Here is an 18,000-nt window from a genome sequence, read left to right as displayed (position 1 = left end):
AACCCCTTGTGGTGCCGACGAGAGCCTGGTAAATCTGCAGCCGTTTAGTGGGAGTAAACAGCGGCTGAGGGCTGGCAACGCCTTCACCGTCGGCCAGGCCGCCGACAAGCCCTTCATCGGTCTGGGACACAGCATGTCGGGAGCCTCGGCTCCCCGAGAGCAGAGGGACACTGAGGACATGGAAGAGCTGTGGCCCCCGCCCTCGCGTGAGGTCGCCGATGCGATCAGGTCCCTGTGTCAGCGCCTGCTGACGGAAACGGACGCCCTGATCGACGCCTTCGCAAGGCCCTCTCTCGTCGCCCAGAACGATCCCGCTCTCCTCGCGGACGCATCGCTGGTCGAGGAGGATCGCGCGCTCAACCGCTCCGAGGTGGTCCAGTGGTTGACCGCAAACGTTCAGCAACCGGGGCGGAGGGTAGAGCCCTACGTCAGTCCGAGGACCACGGCGTACATCAACGATCTCGTCTCCCGGGGCATCGCGCCCGACTTCGCCGGTGCCTGGCGTGTGGCCCTGGGGATCGGCTGGCGGCGTTGGCTGGAGGAATGCGTGGCGGACTGCGCGGACCCCGATCTTCTCGTGGGGGTCCTGGACGTGACGGCGCAGTCGCTGGTGCAGTACGCCCTCGACTCCGTCGCGGCCCTGCGGCAAGCCGGCCTCGCCGCGGCGATGGGGAACACGGATGCAGAGGGGATCGCACTGATCCAGCTGATCGCCAGTGGGGCACCGATGGCGGAGGACCTCGCCGAAGGACGCCTGCGCTACCGGATGGCGCGGTGGCACGTGGGTCTCGTCCTCTGGGTCGACGATCCCCAGCAGGCCGGTGCCCTGGAAGAGGCGATCGCCGCCGTGCGCTCCTCCGCCGGCGGCCGGAGCGCCCTGGTGGCGCGCGCCAGCGCCACGTCGCGGTGGATCTGGCTCTCGGGGGAAGCCCTCCCGGACCTTCACCACGTGGAGAAGGACCTCGCGGCGACCGACGAGGTCCGCGCGGCGGTGGGAAGGCCGGGACGCGGTCTCGAAGGATTCCGCTCCAGCCACCAGGACGCCCTCGCGGCGCAGGCGCTGGTGATCCGGCTGGGTTCCGACCGGCGGTTCACCGCCTACGCCGACGTCGAGCTGATCGACGCGCTCACGAAGGACCGGCCCGGCGCACGTCGGTTCGTCATCAACACCCTCGGGCCACTGGCCGAAGCCGACACAGCCCTGCGGCAGGCACTGCTCACCTATGTGCAGTGCGGCTTCAGCACCACCCGGGCGGCCGCCGACCTCTACGCGCACCGCAACACCGTCGAACGGCGCGTCTCACGCGCCAACGAACTCTCGGCCGTCAAGGTGGAGGACAACCCGACCCACGTGGCGGCGGCGCTCCTGGTGCTGGACATCGCCCCTGACATCGTGACGATCGCTCCGGGCTGAACTCACGAGGCACGGGCTGCGGTCGGCATCTGCCGCGCAGTGTCAGTACGCGCGCGTGGGTTCCGACTCTGGACGTTTGACAGGTCTGCGGTATGTGGACGCGGACAGGGACTCGATCGATTGATGGCTCATCAGGTAAGTCAGCATTCGGTCAGCACGGGCCGCAGAGCGTTCCTGAAGAATTGCCTGAACAGCCGCCGGTGACAGTGTGAAAGCCCAGGTGAGGGCCGTATCGCCTCGGCGAAGCGATGTTCCTCACAAACATCGTTCGGCGCGTTCCGGTGTACAGTCGAGACCGCCTTTGACCTGCAGAAAGCAGGCAGGGAGCCGTCTCAGAGGAGTCCACAGTGCTGCGCACTCTGTTCAAGTCCAAGATCCACCGCGCCACCGTCACCCAGGCCGATCTGCACTACGTCGGTTCGGTCACCGTCGACGTGGAGTTGATGGAGGCGGCCGACCTGCTCCCCGGTGAGCTGGTGCACATCGTCGACATCGACAACGGCGCCCGTCTTGAGACGTACGTCATCGAGGGCGAGCGGGGCTCCGGGGTCATCGGCATCAACGGCGCCGCCGCGCACCTCGTGCACCCCGGGGACCTCGTCATCCTCATCAGTTACGCGCAGGTCGAGGACGCGGAGGCGCGGACGTTCGTGCCGCGCGTCGTGCACGTCGACGGCGACAACCGCATCGTGGAACTGGGGGACGACGCGTCCGCGCCCGTCCCCGGGAGTGACACGGTGCGCGCGCCGCACGCCGTGCCCGCCCACGGCTGAGTAACGGGCCCGGCGGCCCGAGGAAGGACGGCACGCTCATGAGCGACCCGCTGATCCGCGACGACCGGGCGAACGGGCGTCTGGAGGCGTTCGAGGAGGACGCCCCCGTCGGCGTCGTCGTCTACTTCGTCCTCGACGCCGAGCCCCACGCCCTGGTGGCGGTGCACACCGTCGTCGAGGAGGAACACGAGGGGAAGGGCATCGCCGGGGCGCTCGTGCGCGAGCTCTACGCGAGCGCCGCCCGCGAGGACGTCCCCGTCGTACCGCTCTGCTCGTACGCCGCGAAGTGGGCCGAACGCCACCCGGACGAGGCGCCCGTCCCGCCGGACGAGGTGGTCCGCGCGGCGAAGGAGCAGCTCAGGGGCACCCCGGACCTGTGGTGACCCCCGTCGGCACCCTGGCCCTGCTGCACACCTCGCCGGTCCACGTCCCCGTCTTCGACGCCCTGCGCGACCGGCACCACCCCGGGCTCGTCCTGCGGCACCTCGTCGACGAGGACCTGCTCGTACGGGCCCGGGAGGCGGGCCCCGGGGCTGTCGCAGGAGCCGTGGCCGCCGTGCTCGCCGGGGCCGTCGCGGACGGCGCCGACGCCGTGCTCTGCACCTGCTCCACCCTCGGCGGGGTGGCCGAAGGCGCGGCGGCCGAGGGCACGGCGGCCTCCCCCGGCGTGCCCGTCCTCCGGGTGGACCGGCCGATGGCCGCCCGGGCCGCCCGCGCCCGCCGCGTCCTCGTCGTGGCCGCCCTGCGCTCCACCCTGGAGCCCACCCTCGCCCTCCTCGCGGAGGAATCGGGACCGCACGCCCCCTCCGTGGCCACGCTGATGGTGGAGGGGGCCTGGGAACGGTTCGAGGCGGGGGACCGGGAGGGGTACCTCGACGCCGTGGCGGAGGCCGTGGACCGGGCCCCCGTCACGGAGGGCGGTGTCGTCGTCCTCGCCCAGGCGTCCATGGCCGACGCCGCCGGACGTGCCTCCACCCCGATGCCCGTCCTGTCCAGCCCCCGGCTCGGACTCGCGGCGGCCGCCGAAGCGGCCGGTGGGGGAGCGGCGAGCGGGGGAGCGGCGGTCCGGGGCTGACCCGAAGGGCCGGTCCGGCGGGCGCCGGGCGCTTCCCCGCGCGACCCTGGGAAGCGACCGATCCGACGACCGATCCGACGATCGGACCGACGAGCGAGAGGCCCGTGATGACCCACCCCGCCCCCGACCCGCTGCCCCCGTCGCCCATCCCGCCCCCCGTGCCCGCGCCCAACCCCGTACCCCCGCCGAGCCCGGTTCCGTCCCCTCCGGACCCCGGTCCCGGCCCCGCCCCGCAGCCCGGCGGGCCCGTGCCGGAACCCGAGCCCCAGCCCCAGCCGGGCCCCGCCGGCGGAGGCCCGGTGCCCGCGCGGAGGTGACAGAAGGAGGGCGGGATTGCGTGAAGTGCTTGTCACGGAGCGTGCGCCACCCCTAACTTGGCGGCTGTCGCAGTGTTCCAAGGGGGGCCCATGGCCGTACGCGGACGTCACCGCCGTCACCAGCCGAGCCGCGTCAACCGCGCCTCGCTCACCATCACGGCGGGAGGCGCCGGCATGGCGCTGCCGCTGATCGGCGCGGGCACGGTGCAAGCGGCCTCGCTGAACGTCTGGGAGAAGGTCGCGGCCTGCGAATCCTCCTCCAACTGGCACGTCAACACGGGGAACGGCTACTTCGGCGGCCTCCAGTTCACCCAGTCCACCTGGGAGGAGTACGGCGGCACGCACTACGCGCCGCGCGCCGACCTCGCCTCCCGGGACCAGCAGGTCCTGATCGCCGAGCGCGTCCTGAAGGGACAGGGCCCCGGCGCCTGGCCGTCCTGCGGCCCCCGCGCCGGTCTCGCCCGGGGCGGTGAGGCGCCCGAGGTCGCCACCCGTGCCGCCACCACGAAGCCGTCCGGCGGGAACCAGGCGCGCACGGCCTCCCTGCCCGGACAGCGCGCCTTATCGGAACGCCCGGCCCGGAGCGCGAGCCCGACCACCGTGCCCACCGTGCGCGAGATGTACACGGTGACGCCCGGCGACTCCCTGTCGCGGATCGCCCGCGACGAGAACGTCCGGGGCGGCTGGCAGCGGCTGTACGAGACGAACCGGCCCGTCGTCGGCGACGACCCCGACCTCATCATCCCCGGCCAGCGCCTCACCCTGCGCATCAGCGCGCCGCCGAAGAAGCCCCCGCAGCCCGGCAGCGCCGGTCGGCCGGGCGGGGCCGGGACGACGGACACGGCCGGGAAGGCCGGGAAGACCCCCGCGCCCGCCAAGACCGCCCCGCAGACGGCGACGTCCTCCAGGACCGCCCCCCGGCCCGCCGTCCGACCGGCGGCCAAGCCCGTCCCCCGGCCCGCCGCCAAGCCGGTCGCCAAGCCGGTCGTCAAAACCCCCGCCAAGCCGGTCGCCAAGCCCGTCTCCCGGCCCGCCGCCAAACCGATCACCAAGCCGGCCGTCAAACCCGTCACCAAGCCGGCCTCCAAGCCGCGTCCGGCCGCCGCGCCGGAGGTCCGCTACTCCGCCCCCGTCTCCGCGGGCATCGGCACCCGCTACGGCAAGCCCGGCTCCTCCTGGTCCAGCGGCTACCACACGGGCGTCGACTTCCCCGTCCCCACCGGCACCTCGGTCAGGGCCGCGGCCGACGGCCGGGTCGTCTCGGCCGGGTGGGGAGGCGCGTACGGCTACCAGATCGTGCTCCGCCACGACGACGGCCGCTACAGCCAGTACGCGCACCTCTCCGCCCTCGCCGTCCGCGAGGGCCAGCGGGTGGGCGCCGGGCAGCGCATCGCCCGCTCAGGGTCGACCGGCAACAGCTCGGGACCGCATCTCCACTTCGAGATCCGCACGGGCCCCGGTTACGGCTCCGACATCGACCCCCTGGCCTATCTCAGGGCGCGCGGCGTCTCCGTCTGACCCCCTCCGCCCCCTCCCCGCCCCCGCGCGGCGGGGAGGGGGCGGGGCCCCCGGCGCGGGCGCCATCCGGTCGAGCGTGAGTTCCACCAGACCGCCCGCGGCGACCGCGCCGCAGATCAGCGCGGCCACGGCGCCCGCAGTGCCGTAGCGGAAGCCCTCGCCGAACAGCGTCACGCCCACCGCGGCGGCGACCACCGGATTGACCACCGTGAGGGTGGCGAGCGGGGCGGCGAGCCCCGCGCCCCGGTAGGAGGCCTGGGACAGGAGCAGCCCGGCCACGGCGAACGCCGAGAGCACCAGGAGCGCCGTCCACTCGGCCAGCGGCGCCTCCGGCGTCCACTCCCCGGCCACCGCCTTGGTGAACACCGACGCGGCGCCGAAGGAGACGCCCGCCGCCGTCGCCAGGAGGACGCTGCGCAGCGGCGACCGGGCCACCAGGTGCGCTCCCGCGAAGAGCAGGCCCACCGCGCCGGAGGCGGCGCCCGTGAGCAGCCACCGGTCCGCGTCGCCCGGGGACCGCGCGTCGGCGCCGGTCGTGAGGCTCAGCAGGCCCGCGAGGCCCGCCGTGGCCATGAGGGCGCCGTGCCAGGCCCGCCGCCCGGCCCCGCGGCCGACGAAGAGGGCCGCCATCGGCAGCGCGAACACGATGGTGAGCGCGCCCAGCGGCTGGACCAGGCTGAGCGGCCCGTACGCGAGGGCGGCGACGTGCAGGGCCGCCCCGACGCCGTTGAGCAGCACCGCCCCCCACCAGGCCGGACGGCGCAGCGGTGCGTAGCGCGGGCCCGCGGCGGAGGCCGCGACCCGCTCCTGGACGATCGCCGCGGCCGCGTAGGCCACCGCGGAGACCAGGGCCAGGACGACGGACAGCACGAGGGGACTCATGCCTTCCACGATCCTCCTCCCGGGCCGTTCGCGTCGTCGTACCGGAGGACCCCTTCACCCGTACCCCTCCCGCAGTACGGGACCCCCGCGTACATCCCGGGGTGTACGCCCCCGCGGGCGGAACCGGTGCGAAGCGGTCCTCCGGCCCTCGCCGGGGGCGCTACCGTGGGCGCCGGGCCGTGACCGGGCCCGGGACGGACGACGGTACGAAGCAGGAGCGTGGGGGCCGGATGGATCTCGTCGAGAGCGGATCGGTGGGCGGGTTCTTCGCCCTGCGGACCACCCCGCCGGAGACCGGCGGGGCCCACCTGCCGCTCGCCCGGATCTACGCGGGGGAGGGCGGCCCCCTCACCGCGCGCGTGGACCGGGTCGCCGCCCGGCTCGCCGCCCCCGAGCGGCGCGTCGGGGCCTCCGTCGCCCACCTCGGGCTCGCGGCCCGGCTCTGGTCCATTGCCCTCGGCCCCGCCGCCCTGTACGGCCGCTTCCCCGGCCTCGACCCCGCCGAGCTGCACTGGGACGGGGCCCTGACCTCCCCCGACGACCTGTGGTGGGCCGGTTCGGCGACCCGCCCCGCCACCGCCGCCGACCTCCGCGCGGCCGTCCAGGAGGCCCACCTCGTCCCGCTCCACGCGGCCCTGCGCCGCGACGGCCGGACAGCGACCCGGCTCCTCTGGGGCAACGCCGGCTCCGCCCTCGCCGGAGCCCTGCGCGAACTGACCCGCTGGGCCCGCGCCCACGGCAGACCCGACGCGGCCGACCGGGCCGCCGCCCTGGTCGCCGAGCTCCTCGACCACCCCGACCTCGCCGGCACGGTCCGCGGCCCCCGGCTGCGCCGCGCGAGCTGCTGCCTCTACTACCGCTGTCCCGGCGGCGGACTGTGCGGCGACTGTGTCTTCGACCACGCCCCCCGAACGGGTTTGGAGGGGCGGCCCCCCGCTCCGTAAACTCGCCCTTTCGAAAGCCCGACGACGGCGAGAGCCCGAGAGCGGCGACACTCCGAGAGCGGCGACGCACGAGCGAACGAGGAACCCGAAGGCCATGACGGTGACCGAAGAAACCCAGGACCACGGGCCGGGCATCGACCCCGAGCGCCTGGCCGTCTGCCTCGGCGTCCTCGACGAGCTCGACGAGCTGGAGGTCGACCACCCGGACGCGATCCGCGTCCGGCGCGCCACCGCCGGGATCTACCGGACCGTGAAGCAGCGCCGCCGCCAGGAGCGCCGGGCCGCCAAGACCGCCAACGACAAGGCGGTCACCGAGGCCACGGCCACCGGCTCCGCGCAGCGCATCGACGACGAGACCGAGGGCCTGCTGCCCAGCTCCGTCACCGAGGAGGGCCGGATCGCGGGCATACTCCAGCGCCCCCGCTCCTGCTACGTCTGCAAGACGCGGTTCGTCGAGGTCGACTACTTCTACCACCAGCTCTGCCAGAAGTGCGCCGCCGAGAACCGGACCAAGCGGGAGGCCCGCGCCGACCTCACCGGCAAGCGCGCGCTGCTCACCGGCGGCCGCGCCAAGATCGGCATGTACATCGCGCTGCGGCTGCTGCGCGACGGCGCCCACACCACCGTCACCACCCGCTTCCCCAAGGACGCCATCCGCCGCTTCAAGGCGATGGAGGACTCCGCGGACTGGCTGCACCGCCTGGAGGTCGTCGGCATCGACCTGCGCGACCCGGCCCAGGCCGTGGCCCTCGCCGACCAGGTGACCGAGGCCGGTCCGCTGGACATCCTCATCAACAACGCGACCCAGACCGTGCGCCGGCTGCCCTCCGCGTACGCCGCCCTGGTCGAGGGCGAGAGCGCCCCGCTGCCCGTCGGCGAGCTGCCCTCCCACCACGTCATCGGCGCCTTCAACTCGGGCGCGGTGGACGGCATCGCCGCGCTGCCGCTCGGCACGAGCGGCCTGGAGGCCCAGAAGGTCGCGGACCTCGCCCTGGTCGCGGGCAACGCCAGCATCGCCCGGCACCTCGACGGCACCGCCATCGACGCGGGCGGCCTCGTGCCGGACGTCGTCGACACCAACACCTGGGTGCAGAGCATCGACCAGATCTCCCCGGTGGAGCTCCTGGAGACGCAGCTCTGCAACTACACGGCGCCGTTCATCCTGATCAGCAAGTTGCGGCCGGTGATGGCCGAGGCCGCGCGCAAGGCGGCCAGCGGGCGCGCCTACGTCGTGAACGTCTCCGCGATGGAGGGCGTCTTCGGACGCGGCTACAAGGGCGCCGGGCACCCGAACACCAACGCGGCGAAGGCCGCGATGAACATGGTGACGCGGACCAGCGCCCAGGAGATGTTCCAGACCGACGGCATCCTCATGACCTCCGTCGACACCGGCTGGATCACCGACGAGCGTCCGCACTTCGACAAGCTGCGCCTCGCGGAGGAGGGCTTCCACGCCCCGCTCGACCTGGTCGACGGCGCGGCCCGGGTCTACGACCCGGTCGTGCGCGGCGAGGCGGGCGAGGACCTGTACGGCGTCTTCCTCAAGGACTACGCCCCCGGCAACTGGTAGTCCGGCCCCGCGTCGGCGAACAGCCCGGCGCCCCCGTTCCGGCAAGAGCGCCCCACCGGCCAGGTGGGGCGCTCTTTCGGCTTGTTTCACCCGAACGCGTCACACTTCCGGGCCCGGTAGAGCGCATGCGTGCTCATTTGGTTACTCTGATGTCCACGGTCGGCCACCGAGGAGACACACCTTCCTCACGGCCGGCCCGGGACTGGCCCGCCACCAAGGCCGCGGTCCCGCCCGACGAACGGCGCCACCGCGACCGCACGGCACTTGTCCTACAGGTAGCGCGACACTAAGGAGTGCGCGGTGACACCCGAACTGACCAAGCAGGAATCGCGACCGACCCCATCCACCGAGCGGCCGCGTCGCAAGGGTGAGCTGGGAAACCTCGAAGTCTGGGCCCGCTCGGCCCCGATCCGGCTCGCGGGCTACGAGGAGGACCTCGCCGAGCCCCACATCCTGCCGGGCATCGACTGAGCCGACGCCCCGAAGTGATCCCCCGGTGCCCCGGCCGCGCTTCCGGCCGGGGCACCGGCACGCCCCGGCACCTCAGGGGCCGCCCACGGGCTTCCGCAGCCGGGTCGGCGGCAGGTACTCCCGCAGCGGCGTCCGGTGCCACCACGCCCCGGTCGCGCGCAGCTCGCGCCAGGTCGTGTAGCGGTAGCGGTAGAGCCGGGCGCGGACGTGGACCGGCGGCGCGTCCGGGAACGGGTTGTGGGCGAGCAGCCGCAGGGTGTCCCGGTCGCCGTCGAGCAGCCGCTCCACGAAAGGCCCGAACCACGCGCGCGCGTACCCGGGGGAGAGCGCCGCGAACCACATCAGCCAGTCGAGCCGCAGGTGGTACGGGGCGAACTGCCGCGGCAGCCGGCGCGGGTCGCCCGGCTTGCCCCGGAAGCCGTACTCCCGCCAGACGGTGCCCTCGTGCGGCGCCGGGTCGTCGGTGCCCTCGACCACGATCTCGTCCCGGACCCGGCCGACCGTGCCGAACGCGCCGTAGCTGTTGACCAGGTGGAACGGGTCGTACGAGCGGTTCATCGCCTGGTTCCTGGAGAGCAGGTTGCGCACCGGGCGGTAGCTGCGGACCAGGACGAGGGCGGTCACCGCGACGACCAGGACGGCGTACCAGAGCGGCGGATCCGGCCGGGAGTGGTCGCCGGTGAGCGGCGAGGCGTCCACGGCGGAGAGGGCGAGCACGATGGTGATCCAGTTCAGCCAGGCGAAGTTGCCCGAGAGGACCAGCCACAACTGGGTGACCACCATCAGGCCGGCCGCCACCGCGGCCACCGGCTGCGGGGCGAAGAGGAAGAACGGCACGACGAGCTGGACGACGTGGTTGGCCGCCGCCTCCGCCTTGTGCAGCGGGCGGGGGAGGTGGTGGAAGAACCAGCTCAGCGGGCCGGGCATCGGCTGGGTCTCGTGGTGGTGGCAGAGGCAGGTCAGGTCCCGCCAGCAGCGGTCGCCGCGGATCTTGATGAGCCCGGCCCCGAACTCGACCCGGAAGAGCAGCCAGCGCAGCAGCAGGAGCACCAGGAGGGGCGGGGCCGTGTCGTCGTTGCCGAGGAAGACGGCCAGGAACCCGGTCTCCAGGAGCAGCGACTCCCAGCCGAAGGCGTACCAGGTCTGCCCCACGTTCACGATCGACAGGTAGAGCGCCCAGAGGACCAGCCACAGGAGCATCGACACCGGCAGCGGCACGGCGTCCCCGGCGCCCGCCACCAGGGCGAGCGCCAGGGCGGCGCCGGTCCAGGAGACCGCCGCGAACAGGCGGTCGGAGTAGCGCCAGTGGAAGAGCGAGGGCGTGTGGCGCGGCCGGGTCCGGCGCACGTACTCCGGCACCGGGAGCATGCCGCGCTCCCCGATCAGCGCCCGGAACTGGAGGGCGGCCGACAGTAACGCCACGAAGTAGAGCCCGGCCAGGCCGCGCTGGAAGACGATCCGGCTCAGCCAGAGGTCGGGTGCCGTGAACCACTCCATCGCCTCCAGTATCGGTCCGGGATCACGCCCTGACGAGACGCCGCAGGGTCCGGGCGAGTCGGCGGGCGTACGCGCGCTGGAGGAGCGGGACCAGGGGACCGGCCAGCCGGGTGTACCAGACGGCCGGGCGGCTGAAGGCGGTGACCGTGAACCGGACGGTGCCGTCCGGTTCGAGCGTCACGAGGAAGGACTCCTCGCCGCACTCCGGATGGCTGGCGAGGGTGCCGTACGCGAAGCCGGTGCGGTCCTTCTCGTACGCCGTCCAGATCACCGCGCAGGGGACGGCGAGCCGGAAGCGGCCGACGCCCGCCGACACCTCCACGCGGACGCCGGGCCCCGCGCGGTCGGCGTCGGCCACGAGGCCCGCGCCGGAGCGGCGGTGCATCCGCCAGGCGGTGACGGCGGTGCCCGCGGTCGCGAAGGCGGCCCGGCCGTGGCCGACGACCGCGCCGTACCGCAGGTGGTGGTATCCGTCGGGGAGCGCTTCGGGGGTGCGGGTGGCGCCGACCTCGCGGTAGGTCGGGCCCGGGCGGTGGCGGTCGGACCGGGAGAGGTCCTTCAGGAGGCGGGTCATGCCGGGATCTCCGTTCGCGGGCGGGTGGGGGCGGTGGTGACGCCGCGGGCCCCGTCGCCGGCCCGCAGGCGGCGGCGGGCGAGCAGGGCGCAGACGGCGAAGCCGAGGGCGTTGCCCAGGCCGTGGGTCGCGGCCATCCAGGTCAGGTCGAGGTGCGGGAAGCCGGTGGCCTCGCCGAGCGCCCAGTCCAGGGCGAGCAGCATGGTGACGACGAGGACGAGGGCGGAGACGGCGAGCAGGGCGCGGGTGGGCCCGTCGGCCGCGAGGTCACGGCGCTCGCGCAGGGTCAGGACGGCGACCGCGGCCATGCCGGCGGTGAGGACGACGGCACCGGCCAGTTCGGCCCAGTCGTCGACGAAGTAGCCGATCAGGACGAGCAGGGTGCCGGCGGGGACGCTGAGCGTGGCGAAGCGGGCGGTGGGCCCGTCCTCGGAGGCGCGGCAGACGAGACCGGCGACCAGGGCGGCGGCGAAGCCCGCGAAGTGGAAGTGCGGGACGGTGAGCGCGAGGAGGTCGAGGTCGAAGCCGAGGAGCGGGTACGAGGCCCGTTCCGCGACGAGCGCGAGGCCCGCGACCGAGGGCGCGGCCAGGGCGGTGAGGACGGCGACCTCCCGCGGCCGGAGCGAGCGGGTCAGCGTCAGCCGGGCCGGTGCCTGGCACGCGAGCGCCAGGGTGGCGAGGGCGTAGACGGCGGCGAGGCCGGCCGAGAGGCCGGAGCGGGGCAGCCAGAGGGAGAGGGCGCCGGGGGCGGCGAGCAGCGGCCAGACGCGCCGGAGCCGGTCCAGGCCGGGAGGTCTCGGGCCGCCGAGGAGCGCGAGCCCCGTCGGGACCACCCAGAACATCCCGATCATCACGACCGGGGCCACCAGCATCGACAGCGCGGTCACGTCGTCACCCCCATTTGAACGTGTTCAAGCTACGTGTCGAGCGTAGGACTTTTCTTGAACGCGTTCAAGCGGCTGTCTCCGGCGGGGTGACCCGGCTGGTCCCCCTCCGCTTGCGGGTGCCCGCGCACTGCGACAGACATGAGGGACTGGCCGGAACCGGGCCCCGGGCCCGGGGGAGAGAAAGTCGGGAGTACCAGGTGCGCTCACCCCTTCGCCGGACGCGGCGAACCCCCACCGCTCCCCACGGGGGCGCGACCGCTCCCCGTGACGGCGCGCGCCTCGCCGGGGCCGCGTTCGCCTCCGCCCTGCTGCTCGCCGGGTGCTCCTCCGGAGGGACCGGGGCCGGGAGCGCGGGGCGGCCCGTCGCGGCCCCCGCCCAGGACGTCCTCCTCCAGGCGGCCGCCGTCCCGGGGCCCGACCCCTTCACCGCCTCCACCGTCCGCAACACCGTCCGCCCCTCCGACCCGCCCGGGGCCTCCGAGGGACGGCGGGCCCGCGAACTCGACGGCGCCACGCCCGGCCTCTACGGCGGCACCCGCGCCGTCGGAAGCTGCGACGTCGAACGGCAGGTCTCCCTGCTCACCGGGGACGCGAAGAAGGCACGGGCCTTCGCCGAGGCCTCCGGCATCCCCGAGGCCGGCGTCGCCGCCTGGCTGCGCGGCCTCACCCCGGTCGTCCTGCGCGTGGACGCCCGCGTCACCGCCCACGGCTACCGCGGCGGCCGGGCCGAGGCCCACCAGGCCGTCCTGGAGAGCGGCACGGCCGTCCTCGTCGACCAGTACGGCTCCCCGCGCGTCCGCTGCGCCGGCGGCAATCCGCTCCGCGCCCCCGGCGCGGATCGGGGCGGCGTCTACGTGGGCGTCCCCTGGGACGCCTTCGACCCCGACCACGTGGTCGTCGTCCGCCCGACCGGCGCCGTCGTCGCCAGCCTGGTCATCGTGAACGCCACCGACCGCACCTGGATCGAGCGCCGGACGGGCAGCGACGGCGAGGAGGACCGGAAGCCCGCCGTGGAGCCGTCCTGCGACCCGGACGCGTGCACCCTGGACGGCTCCGGCACGCCCGACCCGGACGGCTCCGGCCCGGCCACCCCCGCCCCCAGCACTCCCGACCGCTCCGGCCCGCCGGAGGACGTGCCGCCGACTCCCGACGCCCCGACGGAGCCCGCCCCCGAGGCCCCCGACCCGTCCACGGAGCCGGCCCCCGACCCGTCCACCGACCCACTCCCCGACCCGTTCGAGGAGCCGCCCGCCCCGCCGGACGGGGAGCTGCCGCCCGAGGAGCTCTTCCCGTCCGGGACGGTGCCGGACGGGCCCGGCACCTTCGAGGCGTTCGAGGGGTGAATCCGAGGGGTGGAGCGGATCTTCGTGGTGCGTGCGGGCGGTGCTGCGCCTAGCGTGGCCCCATGAGCGCGGGCAACGGGGGCGGGGAGGCGAACGGCCCGGTCCGCCGTGCGCCGGAGGGGTCGCCGGAAGGGATCCCGATCCTCGCCGCGCACGGCTCCGCCTTCCGGATGGGCGGCTTCGACTGGGACCTGCTCGCCGGGACGATGGAGATGGACGACGCGGCCCTCGCCGTCTTCGACGTGGGCCGCGAGGAGTACGACGGACGCCCCGAGTCCCTGAACTCGCGGGTGCTGCCCGACGAGGCCAGCCGCCTCGACGCCCTGGTGGCGCAGGCGCTCAAGGACGGCAGCGACCAGTACGGCGCGTACTTCCGCATCCACCGCCGCGACGGCGTCCACCAGTGGACCCACACCCAGGGAATGGTCCACCGCGACGCCACCGGCCGCCCCGTGCGGATCGTCGGCGTCCTGCGCGACGCCACCCACGAACTCACCGAGTCCGCCGCCCGGCTCGGACTCGACGAGGGGCGCCGCAGGCGCGCCGGCGTCGTCGAGGGGACCACGGCCGCCCTCGCCCACGCCCGTACGGTGAAGGACGTCATCGACCTCCTCAACGACTCGCACGCCCTCGAACACTTCGGCGCCGCCAGCCTCGTCATGGGCCTCCTGGAGGCGGGCCGCATCCACCTGGTCGCCGAGGGCCCCGAGGGCGCCTTCGTGCCCGGCACCCGCTTCACCCGGGTGGACGAGCCGTACCCGATGAGCGAGGTGATCCGCACCCTGCGCCCCCGGTTCATCGACTCGCCGCGCGACTTCTCCGAGTCCTATCCGGTGCTCTGGCCCCACATCAGCGGCCTCGGCGTCACCGCCGCCGCCTACCTCCCGCTCATCGCCCAGGCCCGCCCGATCGGCGCGCTCGGACTGCTCTACAGCGACCGGAACGGCTTCAGCGAGGACGAGCGGACCCTGCTCGTCGCCCTCGGCAGCAGCATCGCCCAGAGCCTCCAGCGGGCCATGCTGTACGAGCAGGAGCACGACCTCGCCGAGGGGCTCCAGCAGGCCATGCTCCCGCGCCGGATCCCGGAGGTGCCCGGCGCCCGGACCGCCGTCCGCTACCGCTCGGCCCGGCTCGGCCGGGACATCGGCGGCGACTGGTACGACGTCATCGCGCTGCCCGGCGGGCGGGTCGGCGCCGTCATCGGCGACGTCCAGGGCCACGACACCCACGCCGCGGCCGTCATGGGCCAGTTGCGGATCGTGCTGCGCGCCTACGCGGCCGAGGGCCACACCCCGGCCACGGTGATGGCTCGGGCCTCCGTCTTCCTGCACGAACTCGACACCGAGCGCTTCGCCACCTGCACGTACGCCGAGGTCGACCTCCGCACCGGGGTCGTCCAACTGGTCCGCGCCGGGCACGTCGACCCGCTGATCAGGGAGTCCGACGGCCGGTGCCGCAGGCTGCCGGTCGAGGGCGGCCTCCCGCTCGGGCTCTCCGCGGAGTTCGGCCGCCTCGACTACCCGGTCACCACCCTCGAACTGGACCCCGGGCAGACCCTGCTGCTCTACACCGACGGCCTGGTGGAGAAGCCGGGCGCCGACCTCGACGAGGGCCTCCAGTGGCTCTCCTCCCTCGTCCGGCGCGGCCCCGCCGACCTCCAGGAGCTCGCCGACCACCTGTGCGACGTGGTCGCCGAGCGGGGCGGCGAGGACGACGTCGCGATCCTGCTGCTGCGCCGCCACGGCACGTACGCCGCCCCCGGCGCCGGCCGGTTCCAGCAGCACGTGGCCCAGAGCGACCCGGAGGCGCTCAGCTCGGCCCGCCACATGATCAGGGCCGCCGTCCGGGCCTGGGGCGCGGGGGAGCGCGCGGACGAGATCGAGCTGGTCGCCGACGAACTGATGACCAACGCCCTGATGCACACCGACGGCGGGGCGATCGTGACCCTGCGGGTCCTCCCCGGGGCCACGCGGCGGCTGCGGGTGGAGGTCGAGGACCGGTCCAGCGCCCTGCCCCGGCGCCGCGAGGCCGGGGAGGCGGGCGTCTCCGGCCGGGGACTGCTCCTGGTGGACCAGCTCTCCGACGCGTGGGGAGTGGAGTCGCGGGGCGGCGGCAAGTGCGTGTGGTGCGAGTTCGTCGTGGAGGGCGTCGTCCCGGAGACGTGAGGAGGCCGTCCGGAGACGTGAGAGGCCTCCCGGAGACGTGAGAAGGCCGTCTCCGAGACCTGAGAGGGCCGTCTCCGAGACCTGAGAAGGCCTTCCGGAGATGTCCTCCGGAAACACGCGACCGAGAGTCTTTACGGAGCGTTAACTGATCGTACTTGACCGTAACTGTCGGTGCGCGATTGACTGCGGTCTTCCACCCCTCCGCGCAGGACGTGAGGACACCCGTGACCACCGAGCTCCTGGCCCCGCTGGACCTGGCCTTCTGGCACCTGGAATCCACCACCCATCCCCTGCACCTCGGTGCCCTCGCCCACTTCGGCCCCGTGCCCGCGCCGCCCGCCGGCGAACCGGCCGACGTCCTGGAGCTGCTCGCCCGCCGCGCCGCCGCCGTCCCCCGGCTCCGGATGCGCGTCCGCGACGTCCTGATCCCCGTCGGCGGCGCCGCCTGGAGCGCCGACCCCGGCTTCGACGTCCGCCGCCACGTCCGCGAGATCACCCTCCCCGGCGCCGACTTCCCCGCCGAGACCGCCCGGCTCGCCGCCGAACTCATGGAACGCCCCGTCGAACGCGGCCTGCCGCCCTGGGAGATGTACCTGCTCAGCGGCGCCCCCGACGGCTCCTTCGCCGTCCTCGTCAAACTCCACCACGCCCTCGCCGACGGCATGCGGGCCGTCGCCATCGGCGCCGGGATCTTCGACGAGATCGCCGCCGGCCACCGCCCCGCGCGCCGCTCCCGCCCCGTCCCCCCGCGCCCGTCGCCCTCCGGGTTTCCCGGGCTCCCCGGCCCCGGACGCCTCCTCGGCATCGCCCGGGACCGCCTCGGCGACCTCGGCCGGGCCGTCGAGGTCGGCGCCTCCGTCGTCCGCGCCAGCCGCCTCGACGGACGCCCCACCGCGGCCCTCGCCGCCCACTCCAGCGGCACCCGCCGGATCGCCACCGCGACCCTCTCCCTCGACCGGGTCCACCGCGTCCGCCGCACCACCGGCGGCACCGCCAACGACGTCCTCCTGGCCCTCGTCGCCGGAGCCCTGCGCCGCTGGTTCGACGAGCGCGGCCTGCCGCTGCCCGGCGCCGACCCCCGGGCCCTCGTCCCCGTCTCGCGCCGCCGCCCCGGGGCCCCGCCCGGCCCCGGCAACAGCCTCTCCGGCTACCTCCTCGACCTGCCCGTCACCGAACCCGACCCGGCCGCCCGCCTCGCCGCCGTCCGGCGCGCCATGGACCGCAACAAGGCGGCGGGCCCCTTCCGGGGCGCCGGGGCCGTCGCCCTCCTCGCCGACCAGCTCCCCCCGCTCGCCCACCGCTTCGGCGCCCCCTTCGCCTCCGGCGCCGCCCGCCTCCTCTTCGACCTCCTGGTCACCCAGGTGCCGCTGCCCCGCTCCGCGCTCTCCCTCGGCGGCGCCCCGCTGCGCGCCCTCTTCCCCATGGCCCCGCTCGCCCGGGGCCAGTCCCTCGCCGTGGCCATGTCCCCGTACGGCGGCCGGGTCCACATCGGTCTCGTCGCCGACGGCGCCGCCGTCCCCGACCTCGACGCCCTCGCCGCCGCCCTCACCGCCGAACTCGACCTCCTCGACCCGCCGGAGAACGACGCCCCCGGGGCATGACGGTCCCCGCCGGACACCCCCTAGACTCCGCCGCATGCTGCGCGTACTGGCCGTCGACGACGAGGAGCCCGCCCTCGGGGAACTGCTCTACCTGCTGCGCGCCGACCCGCGCGTCCGCACCGCCGAGGGCGCGGGCGACGCGACCGCGGCGCTCCGCAGGATCGGCCGCGCCCTGGAGTCGGGGCCCGACGGGGAGGACGCCGTCGACGTCGTCTTCCTCGACATCCACATGCCCGGCCTCACCGGCCTCGACGTCGCCCGGCTGCTCGCCGGCTTCGCCCGCCCCCCGCTCGTCGTCTTCGTCACCGCGCACGAGGGCTTCGCCCTCCAGGCCTTCGACCTGAAGGCCGTCGACTACGTCCTCAAGCCGGTGCGCCGCGAGCGCCTCGCCGAAGCCGTCCGCCGCGTCCACGAGCTGGTCCACGCCACCGCCGCGCCCGCCCCCGCCGCCGCGCCCGAGCAGATCCCCGTCGAACTCGGCGGCGTCACCCGCTTCGTCCCCGTCGACGACATCGCCTACGTCGAGGCCCACGGCGACTACGCCCGCCTCCACACCGACCGGGGCAGCCACCTCGTCCGCATCCCGCTCTCCGCCCTGGAGGAGCGCTGGGCGGACCGGGGCTTCGTCCGCATCCACCGCAGCCACCTCGTCTCCCTCGCCCGGATCGACGAACTGCGGCTCGACGGCGGCGCCACCTCCGTACGGATCGGCGACACCGACCTCGCCGTCAGCCGTCGCCACGCCCGCCCCCTGCGGGACCTCCTGATGCGCCGGGCCGGCGGCTGACCCGCACCCCCCCCACCCGCCCGTACTTCCGCACCCGGCCCCGTACCTCCGTACCCCCGCGTCCGCCCGCGCCCCCGTCGCCGCAGGTCTACCGCCGTCCGGCGCCGCTGCGTAGACTCCACGCGTCCCGGGCCGCGCCGCCCGCGCACCACCCCGGAAGAGCCCGCGAGAACCACCCGAAG

16 protein-coding genes are annotated in these 18,000 nt (G+C 74.8%); 12 read left to right on the top strand and 4 right to left on the bottom strand.

Features of this window, described 5'->3' with window-relative positions:
* Positions 1-178: 178 nt before the first annotated feature.
* From ACFYNX_RS13850 to ACFYNX_RS13830, 5 genes are all read left to right on the top strand, one after another.
* The gene (locus ACFYNX_RS13850; protein ID WP_388661256.1) at positions 179-1,414 is read left to right on the top strand and encodes a PucR family transcriptional regulator; all 1,236 of its coding nucleotides are present in this window, start codon (positions 179-181) and stop codon (positions 1,412-1,414) included.
* Positions 1,415-1,761: 347 nt separating this feature from the next.
* Positions 1,762-2,187 carry an aspartate 1-decarboxylase gene (panD, locus tag ACFYNX_RS13845; RefSeq protein WP_161374466.1) on the top strand — a complete coding sequence of 142 codons (426 nt, stop codon included), beginning with the start codon at positions 1,762-1,764 and terminating at the stop codon, positions 2,185-2,187.
* A gap of 38 nt (positions 2,188-2,225) precedes the next feature.
* Entirely contained in the window at positions 2,226-2,570 is a 345-nt protein-coding gene (locus ACFYNX_RS13840; RefSeq protein ID WP_388661252.1) for a GNAT family N-acetyltransferase, read from the top strand.
* Positions 2,564-3,262 carry a hypothetical protein gene (locus ACFYNX_RS13835; RefSeq protein ID WP_388661249.1) on the top strand — a complete coding sequence of 233 codons (699 nt, stop codon included), beginning with the start codon at positions 2,564-2,566 and terminating at the stop codon, positions 3,260-3,262. The genes ACFYNX_RS13840 and ACFYNX_RS13835 overlap by 7 nt, the downstream gene beginning before the upstream one ends.
* Before the next feature lie 407 nt (positions 3,263-3,669).
* On the top strand, positions 3,670-5,097 hold the full coding sequence (locus ACFYNX_RS13830) for a peptidoglycan DD-metalloendopeptidase family protein (protein WP_388661246.1): 1,428 nt from the start codon (positions 3,670-3,672) through the stop codon (positions 5,095-5,097).
* Here the strand turns inward: ACFYNX_RS13830 and ACFYNX_RS13825 are convergent.
* Entirely contained in the window at positions 4,978-5,979 is a 1,002-nt protein-coding gene (locus tag ACFYNX_RS13825; RefSeq protein WP_388661243.1) for a DMT family transporter, read from the bottom strand. The genes ACFYNX_RS13830 and ACFYNX_RS13825 overlap by 120 nt on opposite strands.
* Before the next feature lie 230 nt (positions 5,980-6,209).
* Between ACFYNX_RS13825 and ACFYNX_RS13820 the strand changes: the two genes are divergently transcribed.
* The 3 genes from ACFYNX_RS13820 (at position 6,210) to ACFYNX_RS13810 (ending at position 8,964) form a co-directional block, all read left to right on the top strand.
* Positions 6,210-6,923, top strand: coding sequence for a (2Fe-2S)-binding protein (locus ACFYNX_RS13820; protein WP_388661241.1), 714 nt, complete (start codon positions 6,210-6,212; stop codon positions 6,921-6,923).
* A gap of 94 nt (positions 6,924-7,017) precedes the next feature.
* Positions 7,018-8,493, top strand: coding sequence for an SDR family NAD(P)-dependent oxidoreductase (locus tag ACFYNX_RS13815; protein WP_388661238.1), 1,476 nt, complete (start codon positions 7,018-7,020; stop codon positions 8,491-8,493).
* Positions 8,494-8,793: 300 nt separating this feature from the next.
* A complete protein-coding gene (locus ACFYNX_RS13810; protein WP_365544063.1) occupies positions 8,794-8,964 on the top strand; it encodes a hypothetical protein in 171 nt (56 codons plus the stop codon).
* Positions 8,965-9,036: 72 nt separating this feature from the next.
* Here the strand turns inward: ACFYNX_RS13810 and ACFYNX_RS13805 are convergent, their stop codons facing one another.
* From ACFYNX_RS13805 to ACFYNX_RS13795, 3 genes are read right to left on the bottom strand one after another with little or no spacing between them, the layout of a single operon-like run.
* Entirely contained in the window at positions 9,037-10,461 is a 1,425-nt protein-coding gene (locus ACFYNX_RS13805) for a lipase maturation factor family protein (protein ID WP_388661234.1), read from the bottom strand.
* Positions 10,462-10,483: 22 nt separating this feature from the next.
* On the bottom strand, positions 10,484-11,035 hold the full coding sequence (locus tag ACFYNX_RS13800; protein WP_388661231.1) for a DUF1990 family protein: 552 nt from the start codon (positions 11,033-11,035) through the stop codon (positions 10,484-10,486).
* Positions 11,032-11,913, bottom strand: coding sequence for a YndJ family protein (locus ACFYNX_RS13795; RefSeq protein WP_388661558.1), 882 nt, complete (start codon positions 11,911-11,913; stop codon positions 11,032-11,034). The genes ACFYNX_RS13800 and ACFYNX_RS13795 overlap by 4 nt, the downstream gene beginning before the upstream one ends.
* Positions 11,914-12,119: 206 nt before the next feature.
* Between ACFYNX_RS13795 and ACFYNX_RS13790 the strand changes: the two genes are divergently transcribed.
* The 4 genes from ACFYNX_RS13790 to ACFYNX_RS13775 all read left to right on the top strand — a co-directional run bounded on the left by ACFYNX_RS13790 (position 12,120) and on the right by ACFYNX_RS13775 (position 17,818).
* A complete protein-coding gene (locus ACFYNX_RS13790) occupies positions 12,120-13,265 on the top strand; it encodes a DUF6777 domain-containing protein (RefSeq protein WP_388661228.1) in 1,146 nt (381 codons plus the stop codon).
* 170 nt (positions 13,266-13,435) lie between these two features.
* Positions 13,436-15,430: a SpoIIE family protein phosphatase gene (locus tag ACFYNX_RS13785; RefSeq protein WP_388661556.1), complete on the top strand. Its 1,995-nt coding sequence runs from the start codon at positions 13,436-13,438 to the stop codon at positions 15,428-15,430.
* 224 nt (positions 15,431-15,654) lie between these two features.
* Positions 15,655-17,031, top strand: coding sequence for a wax ester/triacylglycerol synthase family O-acyltransferase (locus ACFYNX_RS13780; RefSeq protein ID WP_388661225.1), 1,377 nt, complete (start codon positions 15,655-15,657; stop codon positions 17,029-17,031).
* A 34-nt stretch (positions 17,032-17,065) separates the two neighbouring features.
* Positions 17,066-17,818, top strand: coding sequence for a LytTR family DNA-binding domain-containing protein (locus ACFYNX_RS13775; protein ID WP_365544050.1), 753 nt, complete (start codon positions 17,066-17,068; stop codon positions 17,816-17,818).
* Positions 17,819-18,000 lie beyond the last annotated feature (182 nt).

Origin of the sequence: Streptomyces sp. NPDC007872 (assembly GCF_042868165.1) — a bacterium.
Lineage (GTDB): Bacteria > Actinomycetota > Actinomycetes > Streptomycetales > Streptomycetaceae > Streptomyces.
Note: the sequence above shows the minus strand (reverse complement) of the source record. Positions and strands in the feature narration are given on the sequence as shown.

Bases quoted from the DNA above. Each gene is read 5' to 3' on its own strand.
- ACFYNX_RS13850 (WP_388661256.1), top strand. From the start codon at position 179: ATGGAAGAGCTGTGGCCCCCGCCCTCGCGTGAGGTCGCCGATGCGATC.
- ACFYNX_RS13840 (WP_388661252.1), top strand. From the start codon at position 2,226: ATGAGCGACCCGCTGATCCGCGACGACCGGGCGAACGGGCGTCTGGAG.
- ACFYNX_RS13830 (WP_388661246.1), top strand. From the start codon at position 3,670: ATGGCCGTACGCGGACGTCACCGCCGTCACCAGCCGAGCCGCGTCAAC.
- ACFYNX_RS13825 (WP_388661243.1), bottom strand. From the start codon at position 5,979: ATGAGTCCCCTCGTGCTGTCCGTCGTCCTGGCCCTGGTCTCCGCGGTG.
- ACFYNX_RS13820 (WP_388661241.1), top strand. From the start codon at position 6,210: ATGGATCTCGTCGAGAGCGGATCGGTGGGCGGGTTCTTCGCCCTGCGG.
- ACFYNX_RS13815 (WP_388661238.1), top strand. From the start codon at position 7,018: ATGACGGTGACCGAAGAAACCCAGGACCACGGGCCGGGCATCGACCCC.
- ACFYNX_RS13805 (WP_388661234.1), bottom strand. From the start codon at position 10,461: ATGGAGTGGTTCACGGCACCCGACCTCTGGCTGAGCCGGATCGTCTTC.
- ACFYNX_RS13800 (WP_388661231.1), bottom strand. From the start codon at position 11,035: ATGACCCGCCTCCTGAAGGACCTCTCCCGGTCCGACCGCCACCGCCCG.
- ACFYNX_RS13785 (WP_388661556.1), top strand. From the start codon at position 13,436: ATGGGCGGCTTCGACTGGGACCTGCTCGCCGGGACGATGGAGATGGAC.
- ACFYNX_RS13775 (WP_365544050.1), top strand. From the start codon at position 17,066: ATGCTGCGCGTACTGGCCGTCGACGACGAGGAGCCCGCCCTCGGGGAA.